The sequence below is a fragment of the Halobacillus sp. Marseille-P3879 genome (assembly GCF_900240285.1).
Classification (GTDB): Bacteria; Bacillota; Bacilli; order Bacillales; family Halobacillaceae; genus Halobacillus_A.
The window spans coordinates 845,811-867,376 of record NZ_OESS01000002.1 but is presented as its reverse complement, the minus strand read 5'-3'; the positions used below and the strand labels follow the sequence as shown (position 1 = coordinate 867,376).

At 40.4% G+C, this 21,566-nt stretch carries 27 protein-coding genes; 26 read left to right on the top strand and 1 reads right to left on the bottom strand.

Features of this window, described 5'->3' with window-relative positions; translation table 11 throughout:
* The first annotated feature begins 11 nt into the window (after positions 1-11).
* The 16 genes from C1A12_RS12220 (at position 12) to C1A12_RS12145 (ending at position 12,445) form a co-directional block, all read left to right on the top strand.
* On the top strand, positions 12-830 hold the full coding sequence (locus C1A12_RS12220; RefSeq protein ID WP_101844150.1) for a purine-nucleoside phosphorylase: 819 nt from the start codon (positions 12-14) through the stop codon (positions 828-830).
* Between the two features lie 18 nt (positions 831-848).
* Positions 849-2,150: a pyrimidine-nucleoside phosphorylase gene (locus C1A12_RS12215; protein WP_101844149.1), complete on the top strand. Its 1,302-nt coding sequence runs from the start codon at positions 849-851 to the stop codon at positions 2,148-2,150.
* A gap of 117 nt (positions 2,151-2,267) precedes the next feature.
* Positions 2,268-3,440, top strand: coding sequence for a D-alanyl-D-alanine carboxypeptidase family protein (locus C1A12_RS12210; protein WP_101844148.1), 1,173 nt, complete (start codon positions 2,268-2,270; stop codon positions 3,438-3,440).
* A gap of 91 nt (positions 3,441-3,531) precedes the next feature.
* Positions 3,532-3,885: an anti-sigma F factor antagonist gene (gene spoIIAA / locus C1A12_RS12205; protein ID WP_101844147.1), complete on the top strand. Its 354-nt coding sequence runs from the start codon at positions 3,532-3,534 to the stop codon at positions 3,883-3,885.
* Positions 3,882-4,322 (top strand): anti-sigma F factor, encoded by a 441-nt coding sequence (gene spoIIAB, locus C1A12_RS12200; protein ID WP_101844146.1) that lies wholly within the window; start codon positions 3,882-3,884, stop codon positions 4,320-4,322. Before spoIIAA ends, spoIIAB begins: the two co-directional genes overlap by 4 nt.
* Positions 4,323-4,332: 10 nt before the next feature.
* On the top strand, positions 4,333-5,088 hold the full coding sequence (sigF, locus tag C1A12_RS12195; protein ID WP_101844145.1) for an RNA polymerase sporulation sigma factor SigF: 756 nt from the start codon (positions 4,333-4,335) through the stop codon (positions 5,086-5,088).
* Positions 5,089-5,182: 94 nt separating this feature from the next.
* Positions 5,183-5,800: a stage V sporulation protein AA gene (locus tag C1A12_RS12190; RefSeq protein ID WP_101844144.1), complete on the top strand. Its 618-nt coding sequence runs from the start codon at positions 5,183-5,185 to the stop codon at positions 5,798-5,800.
* Complete coding sequence (locus C1A12_RS12185) at positions 5,787-6,197, top strand: stage V sporulation protein AB (RefSeq protein WP_101844143.1); 411 nt, start codon at positions 5,787-5,789, stop codon at positions 6,195-6,197. The genes C1A12_RS12190 and C1A12_RS12185 overlap by 14 nt, the downstream gene beginning before the upstream one ends.
* A 13-nt stretch (positions 6,198-6,210) precedes the next feature.
* Positions 6,211-6,663 (top strand): stage V sporulation protein AC, encoded by a 453-nt coding sequence (gene spoVAC, locus C1A12_RS12180; RefSeq protein WP_101844142.1) that lies wholly within the window; start codon positions 6,211-6,213, stop codon positions 6,661-6,663.
* Between the two features lie 12 nt (positions 6,664-6,675).
* On the top strand, positions 6,676-7,692 hold the full coding sequence (gene spoVAD / locus C1A12_RS12175; protein ID WP_101844141.1) for a stage V sporulation protein AD: 1,017 nt from the start codon (positions 6,676-6,678) through the stop codon (positions 7,690-7,692).
* A complete protein-coding gene (gene spoVAE, locus C1A12_RS12170) occupies positions 7,689-8,039 on the top strand; it encodes a stage V sporulation protein AE (protein ID WP_101844140.1) in 351 nt (116 codons plus the stop codon). The genes spoVAD and spoVAE overlap by 4 nt, the downstream gene beginning before the upstream one ends.
* Before the next feature lie 22 nt (positions 8,040-8,061).
* Positions 8,062-9,528 (top strand): spore germination protein, encoded by a 1,467-nt coding sequence (locus C1A12_RS12165; protein WP_101844139.1) that lies wholly within the window; start codon positions 8,062-8,064, stop codon positions 9,526-9,528.
* A gap of 141 nt (positions 9,529-9,669) precedes the next feature.
* Positions 9,670-10,998: a diaminopimelate decarboxylase gene (gene lysA / locus C1A12_RS12160; protein ID WP_101844138.1), complete on the top strand. Its 1,329-nt coding sequence runs from the start codon at positions 9,670-9,672 to the stop codon at positions 10,996-10,998.
* Positions 10,979-11,410: a peptidylprolyl isomerase gene (locus tag C1A12_RS12155; protein WP_101844137.1), complete on the top strand. Its 432-nt coding sequence runs from the start codon at positions 10,979-10,981 to the stop codon at positions 11,408-11,410. The genes lysA and C1A12_RS12155 overlap by 20 nt, the downstream gene beginning before the upstream one ends.
* Positions 11,411-11,425: 15 nt before the next feature.
* The gene (locus C1A12_RS21680; RefSeq protein ID WP_101844136.1) at positions 11,426-11,881 is read left to right on the top strand and encodes a site-2 protease family protein; all 456 of its coding nucleotides are present in this window, start codon (positions 11,426-11,428) and stop codon (positions 11,879-11,881) included.
* 198 nt (positions 11,882-12,079) lie between these two features.
* Positions 12,080-12,445 (top strand): GNAT family N-acetyltransferase, encoded by a 366-nt coding sequence (locus tag C1A12_RS12145; RefSeq protein WP_101844135.1) that lies wholly within the window; start codon positions 12,080-12,082, stop codon positions 12,443-12,445.
* Positions 12,446-12,476: 31 nt separating this feature from the next.
* Here C1A12_RS12145 and C1A12_RS12140 read toward each other — a convergent pair whose 3' ends face one another.
* Positions 12,477-12,947 carry a DUF309 domain-containing protein gene (locus C1A12_RS12140; RefSeq protein ID WP_101844134.1) on the bottom strand — a complete coding sequence of 157 codons (471 nt, stop codon included), beginning with the start codon at positions 12,945-12,947 and terminating at the stop codon, positions 12,477-12,479.
* A gap of 101 nt (positions 12,948-13,048) precedes the next feature.
* Here C1A12_RS12140 and C1A12_RS12135 point away from each other — a divergent pair, with 101 nt between their 5' ends.
* From C1A12_RS12135 to ccsB, 10 genes are all read left to right on the top strand, one after another.
* Positions 13,049-13,795 carry a segregation/condensation protein A gene (locus C1A12_RS12135; RefSeq protein WP_101844133.1) on the top strand — a complete coding sequence of 249 codons (747 nt, stop codon included), beginning with the start codon at positions 13,049-13,051 and terminating at the stop codon, positions 13,793-13,795.
* Between the two features lie 44 nt (positions 13,796-13,839).
* The gene (gene scpB / locus C1A12_RS12130; RefSeq protein ID WP_101844132.1) at positions 13,840-14,421 is read left to right on the top strand and encodes an SMC-Scp complex subunit ScpB; all 582 of its coding nucleotides are present in this window, start codon (positions 13,840-13,842) and stop codon (positions 14,419-14,421) included.
* A gap of 29 nt (positions 14,422-14,450) precedes the next feature.
* Complete coding sequence (locus C1A12_RS12125; protein ID WP_101844131.1) at positions 14,451-14,810, top strand: hypothetical protein; 360 nt, start codon at positions 14,451-14,453, stop codon at positions 14,808-14,810.
* Between the two features lie 205 nt (positions 14,811-15,015).
* The gene (locus C1A12_RS12120; protein ID WP_235001614.1) at positions 15,016-16,092 is read left to right on the top strand and encodes a D-alanyl-D-alanine carboxypeptidase family protein; all 1,077 of its coding nucleotides are present in this window, start codon (positions 15,016-15,018) and stop codon (positions 16,090-16,092) included.
* Positions 16,080-16,670 (top strand): nucleoside recognition domain-containing protein, encoded by a 591-nt coding sequence (locus tag C1A12_RS12115; RefSeq protein WP_101844130.1) that lies wholly within the window; start codon positions 16,080-16,082, stop codon positions 16,668-16,670. The genes C1A12_RS12120 and C1A12_RS12115 overlap by 13 nt, the downstream gene beginning before the upstream one ends.
* Positions 16,667-17,182, top strand: coding sequence for a spore maturation protein (locus tag C1A12_RS12110; RefSeq protein WP_101844129.1), 516 nt, complete (start codon positions 16,667-16,669; stop codon positions 17,180-17,182). Before C1A12_RS12115 ends, C1A12_RS12110 begins: the two co-directional genes overlap by 4 nt.
* Positions 17,183-17,315: 133 nt before the next feature.
* Complete coding sequence (locus tag C1A12_RS12105; RefSeq protein ID WP_101844893.1) at positions 17,316-18,044, top strand: pseudouridine synthase; 729 nt, start codon at positions 17,316-17,318, stop codon at positions 18,042-18,044.
* A gap of 53 nt (positions 18,045-18,097) precedes the next feature.
* The gene (resA, locus tag C1A12_RS12100) at positions 18,098-18,649 is read left to right on the top strand and encodes a thiol-disulfide oxidoreductase ResA (protein ID WP_101844128.1); all 552 of its coding nucleotides are present in this window, start codon (positions 18,098-18,100) and stop codon (positions 18,647-18,649) included.
* A 27-nt stretch (positions 18,650-18,676) separates the two neighbouring features.
* Complete coding sequence (locus C1A12_RS12095) at positions 18,677-20,302, top strand: cytochrome c biogenesis protein ResB (protein ID WP_101844127.1); 1,626 nt, start codon at positions 18,677-18,679, stop codon at positions 20,300-20,302.
* Between the two features lie 30 nt (positions 20,303-20,332).
* Entirely contained in the window at positions 20,333-21,520 is a 1,188-nt protein-coding gene (gene ccsB, locus C1A12_RS12090) for a c-type cytochrome biogenesis protein CcsB (protein ID WP_101844126.1), read from the top strand.
* Positions 21,521-21,566 lie beyond the last annotated feature (46 nt).

Below are 21,566 nucleotides of genomic sequence, written 5' to 3'. Positions count from 1 at the left end.
GGGAGATTGTGATGACAAAACAAAGTAAAGAAGCAGCTTCATTTATTCAAGGGAAAATAAATATAGAGCCAACAGTAGGTTTAATATTAGGTTCAGGGCTTGGGGTATTGGCTGATGAGATTGAAAACCCTGTTACTATTCCTTATAACGAAATCCCGCATTTTCCTGAGTCTACGGTTTCCGGCCACAAAGGACAGCTGGTAGTTGGGCAGTTACAAGGGAGACAAGTTTTAGCCATGCAGGGTCGTTTTCATTACTATGAAGGATATGATATGAAGCAGGTAACTTTCCCGGTACGGGTGATGAAGGAAATAGGGGTGGAGACTTTATTTGTTACGAATGCTGCAGGAGGGATCAACAAAGATTTTGACCCTGGTAATCTTATGGTGATCACAGACCATATTAATAATATGGGAAATAATCCTTTAATGGGAGCAAATGATGATGATTGGGGTCCACGCTTTCCTGATATGTCTGAAGCTTATGATCGTACTCTTATTCAACATGCAGAACAAAGTGCAGAACGTCTGAACCTGCAGTTAAGAAAAGGGGTCTATGTGGGGAACACTGGACCGGCATATGAGACAGGAGCGGAAATTCGGATGCTGCGCATTTTAGGCGGCGATGCTGTGGGGATGTCAACAGTTCCGGAGGTTATTGCTGCTAATCATGCCGGGATGCGCGTGCTTGGCATTTCCTGTATTTCCAATATGGCTGCAGGTATTTTGGACCAGCCTCTTACCCATGACGAGGTGATTGAAACAACAGCCAGAGTCAGGGAGGATTTTCTAGGATTTGTCAAAGAGCTGTTAAAAACTTTACCTGCATAAACAAAGGGGGCTTACCATATGAGAATGGTAGATATAATCGTTAAAAAGAGAGATGGCGGGGAACTAACGAAAGAAGAAATAAAGTTTTTTGTAGACGGATATACGAAAGGCGAGATCCCGGATTACCAAGCTTCAGCATTAACTATGGCGATCTATTTTAAAGGAATGACTCAAGAAGAAACAGCTACACTTACACAAGCCATGGTTGACTCAGGTGAGACCATTGATTTGTCGGCTATACACGGACATATAGTAGACAAGCATTCCACCGGGGGTGTGGGAGATAAAGTAACTTTTATCGTTGGACCATTAGTAGCTTCTGCAGGGGTGCCCGTAGCTAAAATGTCAGGGCGCGGTCTTGGCCATACAGGGGGTACATTAGACAAGCTTGAGGCAGTTAAAGGACTGCAAATTGAAATGACTAAAGATAATTTTATTGAAAACGTAAATAACCATAAATTAGCAGTTGCTGGTCAGACTGGAAACTTAGCTCCTGCCGACAAAAAGTTATATGCTCTTCGGGATGTTACCGGGACTGTTAATTCTCTGCCATTAATTGCAGGATCGATAATGAGTAAGAAACTAGCATCAGGCGCAGATAGTATAGTGTTAGATGTGAAAACAGGCAGTGGGGCTTTCATGAAAACCCTCAAAGATTCCGAAGCCCTGGCCCGTGAGATGGTGAATATCGGAAATAATTTAGGACGGAATACTGTAGCTGTTATTAGTGATATGAATCAACCGCTTGGCTATGAAGTAGGTAACGCCAATGAAATTAGAGAAGCAGCTGAAATTCTAAAAGGAAAAAAAGTTGAAGATTTACGTGAACTTTCACTTGAAATTGCTTCTCATATGACTGTTTTAGCAGACGCCTTTACGAACTATGAGGAAGCATATAAAAAGCTTGAGCAAAACCTGGAAAATGGAAAAGCTTTTGAAGCTTTTCGGACTTTCATTGAAGCTCAGCATGGAGATACAGCCATGATTGACGATCTCAGTTTGTTACCTAAAGCAGCATTTGATATAGAGGTGCAAGCTTCTAAAGATGGTTATGTAGCAGAGATTGATGCGGAATCGATCGGAGTGGCTGCGATGTACTTAGGGGCTGGCCGTGCGACTAAAGACGACGTTATTAATCACGGAGTAGGCATAACCTTAAATAAAAAAATCGGGGATCGTGTAAGTAAAGGAGAACCCCTGGTGACCTTGCACAGTGACACCGAAAATGCGCAGCAATCTGTGAATAAGGTAGAGGAAGCCTATCACATTACAGATGAAAAAGTCAGCAGCCCTACTTTAATCCACAAAGTAATTAAATAGTTGGTCATTATAAAGGAACCCTGTTGCCGGGTTTCTTTTTTTGTATAAAAAAATGTAGAGTATAGAACGCAAGGTTAAGGGGAAAATAGGAGCACTTAAGATGCAGGAGGTATTTTTATGTATAGGTATACAAGCCTACTATTAACCCTTAGTATTATAGCTTCTATGTTGTCCCCGACCTACGTGAAAGCTGAAGATAACAACAACTCCATTGCTCATACTGCACCCTCGGCTGTTTTAATGGAGAAAAATAGTGGTATGACCCTGTTTGACAAGGAAGCAGACAAAAAGCTTCCGCCGGCAAGTATGACAAAAGTGATGACTATGCTGCTGATCATGGAAGAATTGCAGAAAGGTACTCTCTCACTTGACGAAACTGTCAGAATCAGTGAGCATGCGGCTTCTATGGGAGGATCTCAAATCTTTCTCGAAGCTGGAGAAGAAATGTCTGTTCAGGATTTATTAAAAGGGGTAGCTGTGGCTTCAGGCAACGATGCCAGTGTTGCTTTAGCAGAGAGAATATCAGGAAGTGAAGAAGAATTCGTTAAGATGATGAATAAGAAAGCAAAGGAAATAGGGTTAAAAAACACTCACTTCGAAAACCCGACAGGTCTTCCTGCCGATAATCATTACAGTACAGCCCGCGACATGGCTGTTATGGCTAGGGAACTGCTCTTGCATGAAGATATTACTGATTATACGACTATTTACGAAGATTACTTAAGAAAAGGCGAGAAAAATGAATTTTGGCTCGTCAATACTAATAAGCTGATCAAGTCGTACCCTGGAATGGATGGTTTAAAAACAGGATTTACAAAAAAAGCAAAATACTGTCTTACAGCCACCGCTAAAAAGGGTGACCTCCATATGATTGCTGTCGTTATGGGCGCTGAAAAACCAAAAGAGAGGAATGAAGCAGTAACAAGCCTTCTGGATTTTGGTTTTGGTCAGTATGAAGGTCAACTACTCCATTCCCAAGACGAAATTATTGAGAAAATGACAAACCCAAGAGGAACACCGAGTACTTTGCCGTTAAAGCCAGAAAAGGATGTAGTGGTGTTAAAACGTAAAAATGAACCCAAAGTGAATTATACTACTGAAGTGACCATGAACGAGGCAGCTGAACTTCCGGTTAAGAAGGGTGATCATCTTGGGTGGCTCACCGTTAGTAACGGAAAAGAAGAAGTGTCTAAAGTGCGTCTTGAAGCTGCGGAAACAATGAATAAAGCTAACCTGATCGATCTATGGGAGCGTTCATTTAGAAATTTATCAGGATTTGAGAAGTTTTAGCGATTTGCCACTAGTTTTGTTTTCGAGCAGGAAATCAACCTGATTTATACGAAAAGACTAAGTGACTCTATTTGATAAGGAGGAACTACACTTGAGTCTTTCCGTTAACTTTACTGTAAAAGAATCTGTATTACTTGTTCGATTAGAAGGAGAACTCGACCATCATGAAGCAACGAATTTAAGAGAGGAATGGCAGACCCAGCTCGCTCAGAACAATGTAGGGAACGTTATTGTTAATTTAGAGAAGCTTACTTTCATGGATAGTTCAGGTCTTGGAGTCATGCTTGGACGTTATAAAGAAATAGAAGCAGCTGGATGGGAAATGATTATTTGCTCTGTTTCTCCGGAAGTAAGGCGCTTGTTTGATCTTTCAGGAATGTTTAAGATTGTGAAGCTTGCTGACAATGAAGACTTCGCTTTGCAAATGCTGGGGGTAGCGTCATGAAAAATTATATGAAGATCGAATTTTCCAGTGTCAGTCAAAATGAATCTTTAGCCAGAATTGCTGTAGCCTCATTTATCAGTCCGCTCAATCCTACAGTAGATGAGTTGACTGATATTAAAACGGTGGTGTCTGAAGCAGTAACGAATGCGATTATTCATGGATATGAAGAAAAAGCTGAGGAAAAAGTCATTCTTGAGTGTTCAATTGACCAGGCACAGATTGAAATTGTGATCGAGGACACCGGAAAAGGGATAGAAGATGTAGAAGCAGCCAGAGAACCTCTCTATACTTCTAAACCAGAATGGGAACGCTCCGGGATGGGTTTTACAATTATGGAGAATTTCATGGATCATGTGGAGATCAAGTCTAAGGAGAATGAAGGAACCCGGATAACGTTATCTAAGCAGTTGACTTCGACAAAGGCAATTTATAATTAGGGCTGCCATCATGAATATAAAAGCGGAAAAAAAAGAAGAGCGATTATCCGACAAGGAAGTTCGTCAGTTAATTAAGCGCAGTCAGTCAGGTGATCAGGATGCACGTCATTTCCTGGTAGAGAAAAACACCCGCCTCGTATGGTCAGTCGTTCAAAGGTATTTAAGGCGTGGTTACGATCCTGATGATTTATATCAAATCGGCTGTATTGGATTGTTAAAATCAGTGGATAAATTTGATCTAAGCTTTGATGTGAAGTTTTCAACCTATGCCGTACCGATGATTATTGGAGAAATTCAGCGTTTTATTCGAGATGATGGCAGCGTTAAAGTGAGCCGCAGTTTAAAAGAGACGTATCACAAAATACGTGTAAAAAAAGAAGAGCTTCTAAAAGAACACGGCCGTTCTCCTACAATCAACGAACTTGCGGATGCGCTGGAGCTTTCGACTGAAGAAGTTATACAGGCAGAAGATGCCGGCAGGTCTCCTCAATCCATTTATGAGACCGTGTATGAAAGTGAAGGAGATCCCATTACACTTGTAGATCAAATCGCCGAAGAAGATTCACGCTGGTTTGAACATTTAACTCTTCATGAAGTTATGAACACGTTAGATAAACGAGAACGATTAATAATTTACCTGAGATATTTTAAAGATCAAACCCAATCAGAAGTCGCGGAGAGAATTGGAATCTCCCAGGTCCAGGTCTCAAGGCTTGAAAAGAAAATATTAGAGCAGATGAAAGAGTCGATGAGTGACTCCTCCTAAAGAAAACTACGCCATAATGCGTAGTTTTTTCTTTTGTATGAAACTGTAAATGTATCACATACTAACTGTGAGTTCTCTAAAGGGAGGCGATGTCATGTCAGCCCCTATATACATTAGAATGAAGCAAGCAATCCGCATCCCGGTCAAGGAGGAAATCCGGCTGTTCGATATAGCAAAAGTTACAGGGACGAACATAAACAAACATACGATTGAAAACATGGTTCTCCACCGAATAAAGAAAGAAGACAAAAATATTATAGTTATCGACAGTTATGCAATTGTGGAGTATATTTTGCACCGCTTTCCAGAAAGAGAAGTGGAGATCATAGGGCCGAATCAATGTGTTGTGCATATCGAGCATGAAAAAAAGAAGCCTGTATTTTATGTGGTTGCTTTTATTTGGTTATTATTATTTATTGGTGCGGCGATGGCCATTATGAATTTTCATTATGACGTCGCTATGGAATCTGTGCAGCAGAAACTTCATTACATGCTCACTGGAAAAGAAGTGGAACATCCATTATGGATCCAAATTCCGTACTCGTTGGGATTGGGAATTGGAATGATCTTGTTCTTTAATCACTGGTTTTCTAAGAAGTTCAATGAAGAACCGAACCCAATGGAAGTGGAAGTATTTAAATACCAGGAAGACTTGGATCATTACGTAGCCATTCATGAAAATAAGGTGGAGCAGCAGGATGAGGATCATTGAAGCAATCATAGGACTGGCTTCAGGGATAGCGGTAGGGACGGGTTTCGTAGCTTTTATAACCGTTCTTGGAATTGTCCCGAGACTGATGCAGCTAAGCCACTCGGAATCTAAAATCATCTATTATGAGATCGCCATAATACTAGGAGTATTTTGCGGAATTTACTTGTCGTTTGGAGATTATGCCGTAAATATTCCTGTCATCGGGTTAATGCTCTGGGGACTGCTCCATGGTATTTTTGTAGGAATGTTAGCGGCAGCTTTAACTGAAGTGTTGAACGTATTTCCGCTATTATTTAAAAGGATTGGAATTGAAAGTTATTTATTTACCTTATTAATGGCGCTTTCTTTAGGAAAGATCGCCGGTTCATTGTTTCAATGGGTACTATTCGTTAGATAAAGGAGAATGAGGAATGTCTGATTTCAATTCTAAAGAATATAAAAAGACAAGTCAGGGGTATCAGCCCAAACCTGCTTATTTTATCAATGCTTTAAAGGCCTTTATAGTGGGAGGGCTTATTTGCGTATTAGGAGAGCTGATATCCGAAATGTATATCCACTGGTTTGGGTTTAAAGAAAAAAATGCCGGTGACCCTACGGTAGCTACTTTAATTCTATTATCAGCCTTAGCTACAGGGTTTGGAGTCTATGATCGCCTGGGACAGTTTGCAGGCGCTGGGTCAGCCGTACCTGTAACCGGTTTTGCAAATTCAATAACTTCTGCCGCACTTGAGCATAAGAGTGAAGGACTAGTACTGGGCGTAGCGACAAATTTATTTAAGCTAGCGGGTTCTGTGATCGTATTCGGAGTAGTAGCTGCTTATGTGCTTGGAGTCATCCGGTTTACATGGCAGGCGTTATTTTAAGGGGGGAACATTGTGACTAAAACAGGGAAACAGACGTGGAGCTTTAATAAATCAGTCTATATTCAATCAACAGGCACAGCTGTCGGACCACTCGAAGGTCAAGGGCCGTTAAAAGATACGTTTGATAAAGTATATAACGAACTGCATTGTAATGAAGATAACTGGGAACTGGCTGAACGGCGGTTAATGTTGGATGCTGTTTATCAGTGTCTTCAAAAGGCTGGTGTAGACAAAAGTAATATTGACTTATTTTTAGCTGGAGACTTACTGAATCAGAATGTCACAGGCAACTATGTGGCCCGCCAGCTTGGCATTCCGCTTATAGGAATGTTTGGCGCCTGTTCCACCTCTATGGAAACGTTAGCTACCGGCGCAGCATTAATTGAAAGCGGATATGCGAAGCAGGCGATTGCTGCGGTCAGCTCCCATAATGCTACGGCAGAAAGACAATTCAGGTATCCAACTGAATATGGTGGACAAAAGCCGAATACAGCAACCTATACAGTTACCGGAAGCGGTGCAGCCTTGTTATCCTCAAATCCCTCTCCAGTTAAAGTAGAGGCCGCTACAATCGGCAAGGTTGTGGATTACGGCATCACTGACGCCTTTGACATGGGTTCGGCAATGGCACCTGCCGCGAGGGATACGATAAAGACTCACTTAGAAGATATGGGAAGAGTACCAACCGATTACGATTTAATTGTTACAGGTGATCTTTCCTCTGTAGGCACTCCTATTTTAAAAGATATGTTAAAGGACGACGGATATCACATTGCAGAGGTGCATAAAGATTGTGGCTTACTTATTTATCATAGTGAGCAGCCTGTTTTCAGTGGTGGAAGCGGCTGTGCTTGTTCAGCTGTAGTTACGTATGGAAAACTTATTAATGGGATTAAAGACGGAACATACAAACGAATTCTTGTAGTGGCTACTGGCGCGCTTATGAGTCCTACTATGATTCAGCAGAAGGAATCCATACCTGGGATTGCTCATGCAGTCGTTCTAGCCAAAGGGGAGGAATCCGAATGAGTTTTTTATGGGCATTTCTGGTTGGCGGGGCTATATGTGTGATTGGTCAGTTTTTATTGGATTTTGCAAAGTTGACTCCGGCTCATGTCATGTCATCATTTGTCGTTGCGGGGGCTGTACTCGATGCTTTTGATCTTTATGACAATTTAATTGAATTTGCAGGGGCGGGTGCTACCGTACCGATTACCAGCTTCGGTCATTCTCTTTTACATGGAGCTATGGAACAGGCCGATGAACATGGATTTATAGGGATTGCCATAGGAATTTTTGAATTAACTTCTGCGGGGATCGCTTCGGCCATTCTATTTGGTTTTATCGTAGCTGTCGTTTTTAAACCAAAAGGATAGACAATAGAAAGGAGCGCCTTCAATGCCGGAACAAAAGAAAACACCAATTGTAATGAAAATAGATCAAAACCGCTCCATTATGTATGAAAAATTAGGCATAGGCAAGTCTTTTGACGTTGGATGCCGTACCATGAATATTCTGGGGCATGAAGTAGACCTTTATTATGTCAATGGTTTATGTGAATCGCCGGTGATAGTTAATTTATTAAGGCAATTGTTTCAATTGAATGAAGGCACCCGGGATGATAAATCGGCATTTAAGCACATTTATAATGATCTTGCTCACCAGCAGGTAGAGCTGGAAGATACCATTGAAAAAAGTGTAACCCAGGTGCTTTCAGGTTTGATCGCTATTTTCGTTGAAGGTGAAGCAGAAGCGATTATTGTGGATGTTCGTGCATATCCTGGTAGAACGCCTGAAGAACCGGATACAGAAAAAGTCGTGCGCGGTTCAAGAGACGGGTATACGGAAAATATTATTGAAAACACGGCTCTTACGAGACGCAGAATTAGAGATGATCGCCTGCGAAACGAGCTTATTCAGGTGGGCCAGCGCTCGAAAACAGATATTTGTATTTCCTACATTCAAGATGTAGCTGATCCGGGGCTCATTCAACTGATTAAAGATGAGCTAGAAAGCATTAATATCGATGGCCTGTCCATGGCAGATAAAGCTGTTGAAGAATTTTTAGTTAAACAGGGATTCAATCCATTCCCGCTGGTGAGGTATACCGAGCGTCCTGATATCGCATCTGCTCATTTGTTAGAAGGTCATGTCATTGTAATGGTGGATACGTCTCCAAGTATGATTATTACACCTACAACCTATTTTCATCACGTGCAGCACGCTGAAGAATACAGACAGTCCCCGGCTGTAGGATCTTTTGTCAGATGGGTGAGGTTCTTCGGGTTATTTGCTTCAGTATTTCTATTGCCATTATGGATGCTGTTCGTTATTCAACCGGATCTCTTACCAGAAGCCCTGGATTTTATCGGTCCCAACGAAGAAAGCACCATACCAGTTATCGTACAGCTTTTAATTGCTGATTTGGGTATAGAGATGCTGAGGATTGCTTCTATTCATACACCAACGCCTCTTTCGACTGCGATGGGTTTGATTGCGGCTGTTCTTATTGGGCAGATTGCCATTGATGTTGGTTTGTTCGTACCGGAAGTCATCCTTTATGTGGCTGTCAGTGCCATAGGCTCTTATTCTACCCCAAGCTATGAACTTTCTGTTGCAAACAAAATGTCCCGTTTAATAATACTGGCTTCGGCCGCTTTATTTGGATTGTATGGGTTTGTTATAGGGATCACTCTCTATATTCTGTTACTGGCACGCACAAAGTCACTTAATACACCTTATCTCTGGCCATTCCTGCCTTTTAATGCTAAAGCATTTGCCCAGATTATAGTAAGAATGTCTGTACCTTTAGCGAAAATAAGACCAAGTATTGTTCACCCGCAGAACAATCACAGACAAAGATGATTGCCCGTTAGTACAACTTATGATAAATTAAATATAATTTTAAATGTTCCTTTGGTTAAAAGGGGCATTTTCTTTTTGGATTACGGATACGACTGAGGCATCTTGAGAATACTTAACATTTAGATAGAAAGGCGGAGCAGTATGAGGCACAATATCAATAGACAAGGACAACTGCTGATCGGGGGGATTCCTGCAGCTGAAATTGCGGAAACGTACGGAACTCCTGTTTATGTGTACGACGTGGAAAGAATTCGACATAACGCAAGAGCGTTCGTACAGACATTTAAAAACCATAACATTCCGGCTCAGGTAGCATATGCGAGTAAAGCGTTTTCTTCCATTGCTATGCTGGAAGTTGCAAACCAGGAAGGACTAAGTTTAGATGTTGTGTCTGAAGGCGAACTTCATACAGCTTTGAAAGCAGGTTTTCCAGCTGAGAAAATTCATATGCACGGTAATAATAAAAGTTTTACCGAACTTGAAATGGCGGTTGATAACAATATAGGCTGCATTGTCGTAGATAATTTTTACGAAATTGCTCTGCTAACTGATGTGTTGGAGGACAAACAAAAGTCTGTAGACGTTCTCTTACGTGTAACCCCAGGGATTGAAGCCCACACTCATGATTATATACTGACAGGGCAGGAGGACTCTAAATTTGGTTTTGATTTATCCAGCGGGCAGGCAGAAAAGGCATTTGAACTTTTACAAGCCAACGACCATGTAAAAATAAAGGGTCTTCATTGTCATATCGGTTCACAAATCTTTGAGACGAGTGGATTTACATTAGCCACACAGAAGTTATTTGAAACGATGAAAGAATGGCGGGAACGCTTCTCCTTTAATGCAGAGGTGTTAAATTTAGGGGGAGGGTTCGGTATACAGTACACTGATGATGATGATCCGCTCGATCTTGATCAATATGCATTAGCTCTAATAGATGAAGTTAAGCTCCAGTCTGAAAAATTAAATTACCCTATGCCGGAAATATGGATTGAGCCTGGAAGAGCAATTGTAGGCGATGCTGGCGTAACTTTATATACCATGGGGTCGATTAAAGAAATTCCCGGCGTGAGAACTTACGCTTCCGTAGATGGAGGTATGACCGACAATATCCGGCCGGCATTGTATCAAGCAAAGTATAACGCAGTATTAGCAAACAAAATGCACGAACCGGCTGAAAAGGAATATGCTATTGCTGGTAAGTGCTGCGAATCGGGAGATATGCTATTATGGGATGTGAAACTGCCTGCTGTGGAGCCTCATGACTTAATGGCTGTGTTCAGCACTGGAGCCTACGGGTATTCAATGGCCAACAATTATAACCGTTTCGGTAAAGCAGCAGTGGTTTTTGTAGAAAATGGAAAGCACCAGCTTGTAGTACGGAGAGAAAACTTCGAAGAAATAACAAGACTGGACTTATCTTATACTAACCAGGAGGAATTAAACTATGAAACAAGCAACGATTAAATTTGAAAATGGAGAAGAATTGAAAATTGAGCTTTATAATGATGCAGCACCGAATACCGTAGAAAACTTCGAAAAGCTGGCGAACAGTGAATTTTACGATGGATTAACATTTCACCGCGTTATTCCGGATTTCGTCATTCAGGGCGGAGACCCGAATGGAAATGGTACTGGCGGACCTGGATACACAATTAAATGTGAAACTGAAGGAAATCCGCACAAGCATGAACGTGGCACTTTATCCATGGCCCATGCCGGAAAAGATACAGGCGGCAGCCAATTCTTTATCTGCCACTCTCCCCAGCCTCACCTCGATGGCAGACATACGGTTTTTGGGAAGGTGATTGAAGGTGTAGATACAGTCGATCGGGTACGCCCGGGAGACGTAATGCAGCGTGTTAGAGTAGAAGACTAATTACGCTCAATCAATATGATTGGATTATTACTTTTACTGCTATTCGTAATTGCCCCAATCGGTCTAGTGATTCATGAGCTTGGCCATATACTCGGAGGAGCCCTTTGTAGAGCGGAATATTCGGTATTGACCATAGGAGCCGGAAGTTCTATAATACGTATTAAATTCCAGAAATTGCACATAATTATAGGTAGCTTATATTTCTGGGGAGGGCATTCCGCAAATATTAAGAATCCGGGTTTTACCCGATTTCAAAAAGTTCTAATCAGCATGGGAGGACCTGCAGCAAATGCTGTCGTGTGCACCCTGCTTATTTATACTAATAGTGAGAGGGCAGGATGGATGGACCTGTTTTTGTTGTTTAACCTGTATCTTGCCATCAGCAACCTCCTCCCATTTCGGATAGGAAGGCGCAAATCAGACGGCTATTTAATTTTTGAAAATTTACTCGCCAGGCGGGTTGAATATTAAATAGTTTTAAAGTATCCTTTTGCGTAGAAGTGACTTGAAGTATGGGAGATAACAATGAAAAAGAAAAACTGGATCCTTTTTACACTATTATTAACATTAAGCTTATCATGGGGTATCTATTATTGGTTCAAACTCGTCATGTAATCGCTAGCGTATTTCTGGCTTCAAAAAATTTAATGAGCAATACGAGGGGTTATTATGCTAATACGATTTAAAAAATCATTTGAAAAAATTGCAATGGGGCTTCTTTCTTTTATGCCTGAATGCAAAGAAGTCCGCAAGCTTCAGGGTATTATACAAGAGTATGAACAGAACCCGGATTGGCACCTTTTTCTTTGGAAAGAGGAAGACATTCTTGGGACTGTAGGAGTGCGGACGGAAGAAGGAACGGCATATATTCAGCACGTGTCCGTAAACCCTTCTCATCGCAATTTAGGAATAGGAAAGAAAATGGTAATCGCTGCACAGGAGCAATTTGAGAAGAATTATCAAGTAAAACCTGATGAAGCGACGGAAGCTTTTTTTGAAAAATGTGATGTGGAAAATTCATCTTCAAAGGTATAATAGAAGACGCCTAAAGGAGGGCGTCTTCTTTTTATGTTCTAAATTTTCTTTGATGACGATGAATCAATCGTTCATCGTTTAAATCACTGGGAAGACCATAGGACACCTCCCATTTGTTACATAATGAAACCACTTCCTCTTTTAACGCTGGATCATAGATAGGAATAGACAGGCTTTGATAAGTGTTCCTTTTCTCTATCGTATCCTTTTCTAATAGTAACAACTCCTGAAAATCGTTTACGTTTATCCCTAGGGAGGACAAATGTTCCCGATTAGCCGGCAGTTTCTCTATCGTCTTATTAATAAGAATTTCTGCCCCTTTCCAGTTCCCTCTTCTATGGTGATAGAGAGTGACGGCCAATTGAATAAGCAGCACCCATACCGAGTTTCTCTGACCCGGTGCTACTTCTTTCCAGTGGTCTTCGAGTACTTCGTGACATTCAAAATAATCACGTGTGCCATGAAAATGAGCTAGAAACTCAATATAAGGATAAGGATACATTTAACAGATCTCCCTTCATAATATAATATTAACGGGTGGATTAATTTCTGGTACGATGATTGCAGTAAGCAAACTAGTAAAATAAAAAAGGGAAGAATGCTATGACAGATCGTTATCAAGTTAAACTTGAACAATTTGAAGGTCCTTTGGATCTTCTGCTACATTTAATTAACCGCTATGAAATTGATATATATGATATTCCCGTTTCTACTATAACAGAGCAATACATGAATTACATTCACACCATGCAGGAGTTGGAATTAAACATTGCAAGTGAGTATCTTGTAATGGCTGCAACCTTAGTAGCAATTAAAAGTCAAATGCTGCTCCCTGCTCCCTCTCTTGATGATGAATTTGAAGAACAAGAAGAAGACCCCAGGGAAGAGTTAATCAGCAGGCTTGTTGAATATAAAAAATATAAAAAAGCAGCCGAAGATTTAAAAAATAAAGAATTAGAAGAGAACCGTATTTATACACGCCCGCAGATGATCCATGAAGAAACTCAGGAAGAACCTGAAGTTAAAGCCGGGGAAGCGTCTGTATTTGAAATGGTCGCTGCCGTGCAGCAATTACTTAGATCTAATAAACAAAAACCCGCAAATGAAACCAAAATAAAACGTGATGAAGTTTCTATTCAATTAAGAATGGAAGATATTCTAAACAAAATTACGGTTTCAACAGGGGGGACCAGGTTTTATGATTTGTTTGAAGAACGTACAAGGTCTCACGTAGTTGTTTCGTTTATTGCGATATTAGAGTTAATGAAAAGTAATGAAATAGTCTGTACTCAGTCCAACCATTTCGAAGAGTTAATGGTCTATCGTTTACTGGACAACCATGACGTGTAACTACACAGCATATAGGTTTTATGTTGTATGGATGGAGGAACATGATGAATAAGGTTGAAAAAAAAGCCCTTACAGAAGGTTTGTTGTTCGCATCTGGAGATGAAGGACTATCAAAAAACAAATTGACTCAACTCATAGATTGTACAAATGGAGAGTTAAAGGAGATTCTAGAAGAACTCTATAATGATTATGCCCGGGAGGATCGGGGAATAAAAATTATGGAATCAAATGGAACCCTGCATCTAACGACAAAGCCTGAGCACGCTTCATATTATGAGAACCTGCTAAGTACCAAAGGCTCCACCCGACTTTCGCAGGCAGCCCTGGAAGTTCTTGCTATTATAGCATACCGGCAGCCGATTACTAGAATTGAAATCGATGATCTTCGAGGGGTTAAGAGTGACCGTGCTGTACAAACTCTGGTTAATCGGGGGTTAATTGAAGAAAGAGGCAGAAAAGAAGCGGTGGGCAAACCGGTTCTATTTGGAACGTCTACTGCTTTTCTAACTTATTTTGGTCTTTCTTCGATCAAGGAACTGCCGCCGATTGAAGAATTTAATGAACAGGATAACGTAGAAGATGAAGCTGATTTGTTTTTTGAAAAATTCTCTGATGAGGAAAGCTGAACTCTACATGGAGCGGAGGAATCGGAATATTGAAAATTACTGAGGTTTATGGAGAATGCAATGAAAGTGATGTTTCTGTTTGCAGTTCGGTAGTAATATATGAAGATAAAGGAAGTGAACATTCTCTTGAAATCAGGTACCCTGCAAGTTGTCAGAAAGAAGTCGCATCCCGATTTTCTTTACCTATAAACAATATTGTCCATATTATTTCTCTTGCCTGCATCATTAAGTATCCGGAATATAAACATAGAACGAGTATTTTTTTAAATAAGGAGGAAATATTACTCGTTTTTGAGGAATTGAATCTGGATTTAATCCAGAAGCTCTATCGGAATATAAATGAAACAGGATGGGTTGAACTGGATTCTACGTTGGTTTATTTTCAGTAGTTTACGGTTACTAGGATGTTTAAAGCTGCGGAAGTGCCCGCAGCTTTTTTCTATGGTTAGTAAACTGCATTGTCAATGTATCCAGTTTTTCACATAAATCCCGCAGGACGTCATGACTAATAGTCTGTTCTTTTCATATGCTTGTACTTTTGTGCATAAAGTTAAGCAAGTGAAGAAGATTGGAGGAAGATTGCTCTTGAAGACGATGATCTATATGATCGTTATCGTATTAGCTGGCGTATGCTGGATAAAACCTGGTCCTGTTTATTCTGAACCATCCTTATCTGTCTCCGCAGAACATGCTGTCCTTATGGATGCTGAGTCCGGGCGCGTATTATTTGAGAAAGATAGTTATACACCTTCATTAATTGCCAGTACGACAAAAATTTTAACCGCCATTATTGCAATTGAATCGGGTAAAATGGATGAAAAAGTAGTAGTTAGCGATAGAGCTATTCGTACTGAAGGATCCTCCATCTATTTAACTGAGGGAGAAAAGATTCCACTCAAGGACTTAGTATATGGACTAATGCTCCGTTCAGGAAACGATTCCGCCGTAGCTATTGCTGAGCACGTAGGCGGCAGCCTAGAAGGGTTTACTTATTTAATGAATGAAAAAGCTGCATGGTTAGGGATGGAGTCCTCCAACTTTGAGAACCCCCATGGGCTGGATGGTGAAAACCACGTATCAAGCGCGTATGACTTAGCTTTGCTCATGGCTTACTCGATGAAAAACGATACGTTTAGAGAAGTAACGGGCAGTTCATCTTACAAATCCGAGAATCGTACATATTCTTGGCAGAATAAAAATAAATTACTGACAATGTTATATGATCACACTACTGGAGGAAAAACAGGGTTTACGAAAAGAGCGGGGAGGACATTAGTTTCAAGTGCAGAAAAGGACGGGATGGAATTAGTAGCTGTAACGTTAAACGCCCCTAGTGATTGGAATGATCACGAACGCATGTATGAGTGGGGATTTGATAATTTTGAGACTTATAGACTGCAGGAGGAGGGGTACAGAGAAGCTCACGGACAGCTTTATTATTTTCCAAAGGATATTATATTTCCGCTGAGAGAAAGTGAAAAAAAGAATATTACAGCAAGTTTTGAACCAAATAAAACTGATCCTTCCTATGAAGGAGTTCGAACTTATCATTTAAATAACGAACGGGTCGCAGAATCTTTCGTCTTAGACAAGAGACCTTCTCAACCCTGGTTCACAAGCAGTTTATCTTTCTTAAAGCGGATGGCGGGGGTGGGCCCATGGTCAACTTAATATGGGTGTTACTTGCAGTCAGCGGAATTCTGTATGCTGGAATCAATGGGACAATGGACGAGGTTAACAAAGCGATTTTCGACGCTGTAGAAGAAAGTGTGATGATAGCCCTCAGCCTGCTCGGAGTGCTTGTCTTCTGGTTAGGGCTAATGAAAATTGCAGAAGAAGCAGGGTTGTTAAGAGGGCTGGCAAAGTTATTTAAACCATTGGTTAGAAAGATTTTTCCGGATATCCCTCAGAATGATCCAGCCATCGGCTATATCTTATCGAATATGACGGCAAATATATTTGGTTTAGGGAATGCTGCCACACCTATGGGGCTTAAAGCTATGAAAGAGCTTAAGCGGCTGAGTGGTAATAATGAAGCAAGCCGTTCAATGATCACTCTGTTAGCTATTAATACTTCTTCGTTAACCATAGTACCCACTACAGTGATTGCGATCAGGATGAAATATGAATCAGCTGACCCTACGAGTATTATAGGGGCTACCATTTTGGCTACTGCAGTCTCAACAGTGGCTGCGTTGTTAATTGATCGATACTTTTACTATCGGCGGCAAAGGCTGGGACGAGTATGATGAGTGTATGGTTAATTCCGGCTATCATTTTAATTGTTTTAGTAACTGCTACATTGAAACGGGTTCCTGCTTATGAAGTTTTTGTAGAGGGAAGTAAAGAAGGCATACAACTAGCTGTCAGCCTTTTGCCCTTTCTCCTGGGAATGATGGTTTCTATCGCTATATTTCAGGCTTCTGGAGCAATGGATGCTGTTTTAACCATTTTCAAACCTATAATGACAGCGTTTGGAATTCCAGAACAAATTCTTCCTCTTGCTATGATTCGTCCAATTTCAGGTACAGCTGCATTAAGCATGACAACAGAATTGATTCGCATATTTGGACCTGATTCATTAATTGGTCAAATGGCGTCTGTTATGCAGGGGAGTACAGATACTACCCTGTATATTATAACTGTTTATTTTGGAGCCGTAGGAATTCGAAAAATGGGAGACGCTTTAAAGGTTGGACTTCTAGCAGATTTAGTTGGTATAATAGCATCGATAATTATAGTTATTATTTTATTTAGCTGAAAAAACAATAATTTGTTCAAATTGTGATAAAGTATGTATAATAGTGAAGAGATTAAGCCACGCTGGATTTGCCTAGCGTGGTTTCCTGATGTTTTACGATATTTTGAAATAGGAGGACGATCCAATGGTAAAAATGGAACGTCTGCAAAAAGTGATTGCTCATGCAGGAGTTGCGTCGCGAAGAAAAGCAGAAGAGATGATTAAACAAGGAAAAGTAAAAGTAAACGGTAAAGTGGTAAAAGAACTCGGTACGAAAGTCACTTCTAATGACGAAGTAGAAGTCGAAGGGGTACCACTGGTTAAAGAAGTACCTGTCTATTATTTACTATATAAACCAAGAGGCGTGATTTCCAGTGTCAAGGACGATAAAGGAAGGAAAGTAGTTACCGATTTTCTGCCTGAGGTAGAAGAAAGAATATTTCCTGTTGGCCGTCTGGATTATGATACTTCGGGAGTGCTTTTGCTCACAAATGATGGTGAATTCGCCAATTTACTTATGCACCCCAGCCACGAAATTGACAAAGTATATATTGCTAAAACCAAGGGGATCCCGAGTATTGAAGAATTAAAAAGCTTAAAGAAAGGAGTTACTGTTGAAGGAGAATATATGAAAGCAGTGCATTCAAAAATAGTTTCAACGGATGCAAAGAAAAATACTGCCATAGTTCAAATTATTCTTCATGAGGGGAAAAATCGGCAGGTACGTAGAATGTTCGATGCGTTAGGGTATCCTGTAGATAAGCTGAAGAGAGAACGATACGGCTCTATTACTCTTCAGGGAATGAATGCTGGTGATTATCGTCCTTTAAAACCTCATGAAATTAAGCAGCTCCGTCAATCAGCTGAAGAAAATGTTAAATAATTTTCAAAAAATCCATAGCTCAACAATGATATAATGGTCTGGGAGTGAAAGCTATGAAGGAAAGCACATTAAAAAAGAAAAAGAAACGACTCGTTTTCAGGACAATTATGCTGGCTGGAATGGTTGGCCTCGTTGTTTTTGCTTTGATTTCAAACCATAACGAGGATAAAAGTGTTGTAGCTAAAGGAGAGGAACCCCCTGACTTTAAGTTAAAAAAATTCGGCACAGAGGAAACCGTTTCCTTAAGTGACTATGAAGGACAAGGGGTCATGATTAATTTCTGGGCAACTTATTGTGAGCCTTGTAAAGAGGAAATGCCTTATATGGAAGAGCTCTACGATGAATATAAAGATCAAGGAGTGGAAATACTCGCGGTAAACCTTGATTCTACCAATCTTGTTGTACAGCGCTTTCTTGATAACTATGGTTTAAGTTTTCCGATTTTACATGACAAAGATGGTCAGGTAATGGATGAGTATGATGTAGGACAATTGCCATCTACTTTATTCATAAATCCTGAAGGCGAGGTTGAGGAAAAGGTGGTCGGACCTTTAACGTTAGATAATCTGGAAGGTTATCTTAATGAAATTACACCGGAGAGTTAAGTTCGTATGAAATTGTGAGGTTTTACTATGAATAACATTACATGTGAATGCGGACATGTAAACCCTGAGGGGACGGTGTTATGTGAATCGTGCGGTAAACCCGTAGCCGATAACCAGCACCTTAATGGAAATGATGGGCAAAAATTACTCAATATGAGGTATGACGGCAGTGCGCGGCGTTCCCAGACTTATAACCGGACGGTTATTGATAAAGTATGGAACTTTTTTTCCTCTGTTAAAGTAGGAGTCTGGTTAATTGTTATTACGTTAATTGCTTCTGCTGTAGGTACAATTTTCCCTCAGGAGATGTACATTCCGCCGGGTTCTAATGCTGCAACTCATTATCGTGATCAATATGGGCTGGCAGGACAAATTTATTATCAGCTCGGTTTTCATAATTTATTTACTTCATGGTGGTATATGGTATTGCTTGCTATGATCGCAATATCAATTGTTATTGCAAGCTTAGACCGATTTATTCCGCTTTATAAGTCATTGAAAACTCAAAAGCCTAAACGTCACGACTTGTTTTTAAAAAAACAGAGAATCTTTGGAACAACTGAAGATGCAGAAGTAGATTTGGAACTTATTAAGAAGAATTTAAAGAAACACCGTTTTAAAGTAAGAGAGGAAGACGGGAGTATATTAGCTGAGAAAAACCGTTTTTCAAGATGGGGGCCATACGTAAATCATATTGGTCTTATTATCTTCTTACTTGGAACTTTACTTAGGTTTGTTCCTGCATTGTACGTAGATGAGTTTATCTGGGTGCGGGAAGGAGAAACAAAAGTTATAAATGGGACAGATGGTCAATATTACATTAAAAATGATGAATTTTTACTGGAAACTTATGATGAGAATGATGAACGCTTTCAAGAAGCTATTCAAAGAAATGGTCAGCCTGTTCCTAAAACATATCAGACCAATGCTACAATTTATGAAAGAACAGATGATGTCGTAGTTGGAACGGATCCTGAATTAGAAGAAGTTAAGCAGACTGAAGCCAGAGTTAACCATCCGATTAAATTTGATAATTTCACCCTTTACCAGGCTAGTTATCAGCAAAATGAATTTAAAGACATGACTTTTAAATTACATGATATGGATGATGAAGATACAACATACGGTGAATTTACGGTAGATTTAACGGATCCTCAATCAGAGTACGAATTAGAAGATGGATACCGGGTGGTGCTCGATTCTTATTTTCCTGAATATGAAATGGACGATGGTAAGCCTGTCTCCAAATCTAAATATCCGAAAAACCCCGCATTTGTATTTAACGTGTATCCGCCAGATGAGTCTGAACCTGAAGTAAGCTTTGCTGGTATTGGTGCCAATGTGGACGGTTCCGGTGAGAATGACTATAAAGTTGGTTTAGTTGATTTTGACGTCCGTGATGTAACCGGACTTACAGTGAGAAAAGATTATACTCTTCCGTTTATTGCTCTTGGAGGGGCTATTTTCATGATTGGGGTTATCCAGGGGATGTACTGGAATCACCGCAGAATCTGGATTAAGCCAAAAGGTAATGGTGTTTGGATCGCCGGTCATACCAACAAAAACTGGGTAGCGCTTAAACGAGAAATAGATAAAGTGATCGAAGATACAGGAGTGAATCCGCCCTCCGATCAACAGGAATTAAAAGGCTAGCCTTTAAAGGCACATAAGGAGGAAAGGACTATGGGTGATTTAAGTTCATTGAGCAGCAATCTGCTTTATGCCGCTTTCTTCATTTACTTATTAGCTACGTTTTTTTTCGCTGGAACGATTCGCGATAAAAGCAGCACTAAAACAGGAATAGCAGGTAAAATAGCAATTACGATTACCATCATTGGTTTTTTAACACAGTTGGGCTACTTTTTCACAAGGTGGGGAGCAGCTGGACATGCTCCGGTTAGTAACTTGTTTGAATTCACTACTTTCTTTGGCATGATGCTCGTATTTGCTTTTATCGTTATGTATTTCATTTATAGATTGAATATTCTAGGCTTAATTGCTTTACCAATAGCATTATTAATTATTGCATTTGCAAGCATGTTTCCTCGTGAGATTTCACCATTGGTGCCTTCCCTGCAATCTCACTGGTTATACATTCATGTTACTACTGCTGCATTGGGACAGGCTATTCTGTCAATAAGTTTTGTTGCAGGGCTGATCTTTTTGATTCGTCAGATTGATCAAACAAAAAAATCAAAGCAGACGTTTTGGCTGGAGTTTGTTCTCTATATGGTAACGACAACCCTGGCCTTTATCATTATATCTTCTGCATTTAGCGCTTTTAACTATGAGGCGAATTTCGAAGCTCCTGTAGAAGGCCAGACTGCTGAAGTTACTTATGAAATGCCTGCCATTGCAGGTCCTTATAATGGGGAATTGTTAACAGCAGATGTAATGAGTCCTTTAATTCAAGCACCGGAATGGATGCGGGGTGTAGACGCCGCTATTAAGTTTAATACAATGATTTGGTCACTTCTCGGAGGACTCATTCTATATGGATTACTTCGCCTGCTTTTTAGAAAGCGAATTGGTTCTGCATTGCAGCCATTACTTAAAAAAGCAAATCCTGAAATTATTGACGAAGTCGGCTATCGTGCAGTGGCGATCGGTTTTCCTGTATTTACATTAGGAGCGCTGATCTTTGCAATGATCTGGGCTCAGCAGGCATGGGATCGTTTTTGGGGATGGGATCCGAAAGAAGTATGGGCTTTAATTACTTTTTTCTTTTATGCTGCTTATCTGCATTTACGTCTTTCAAGAGGATGGCAGGGCACGAAATCTGCCTGGTTAGCTGTAGGAGGATTTGCCATTATTATGTTTAATTTACTGGCAGTCAATTTAATTATTTCAGGCTTACACTCTTATGCTTGAAGACCATACAGGCAGGTAGGATTTGTTTATCCTGCCTGCCGTTTAT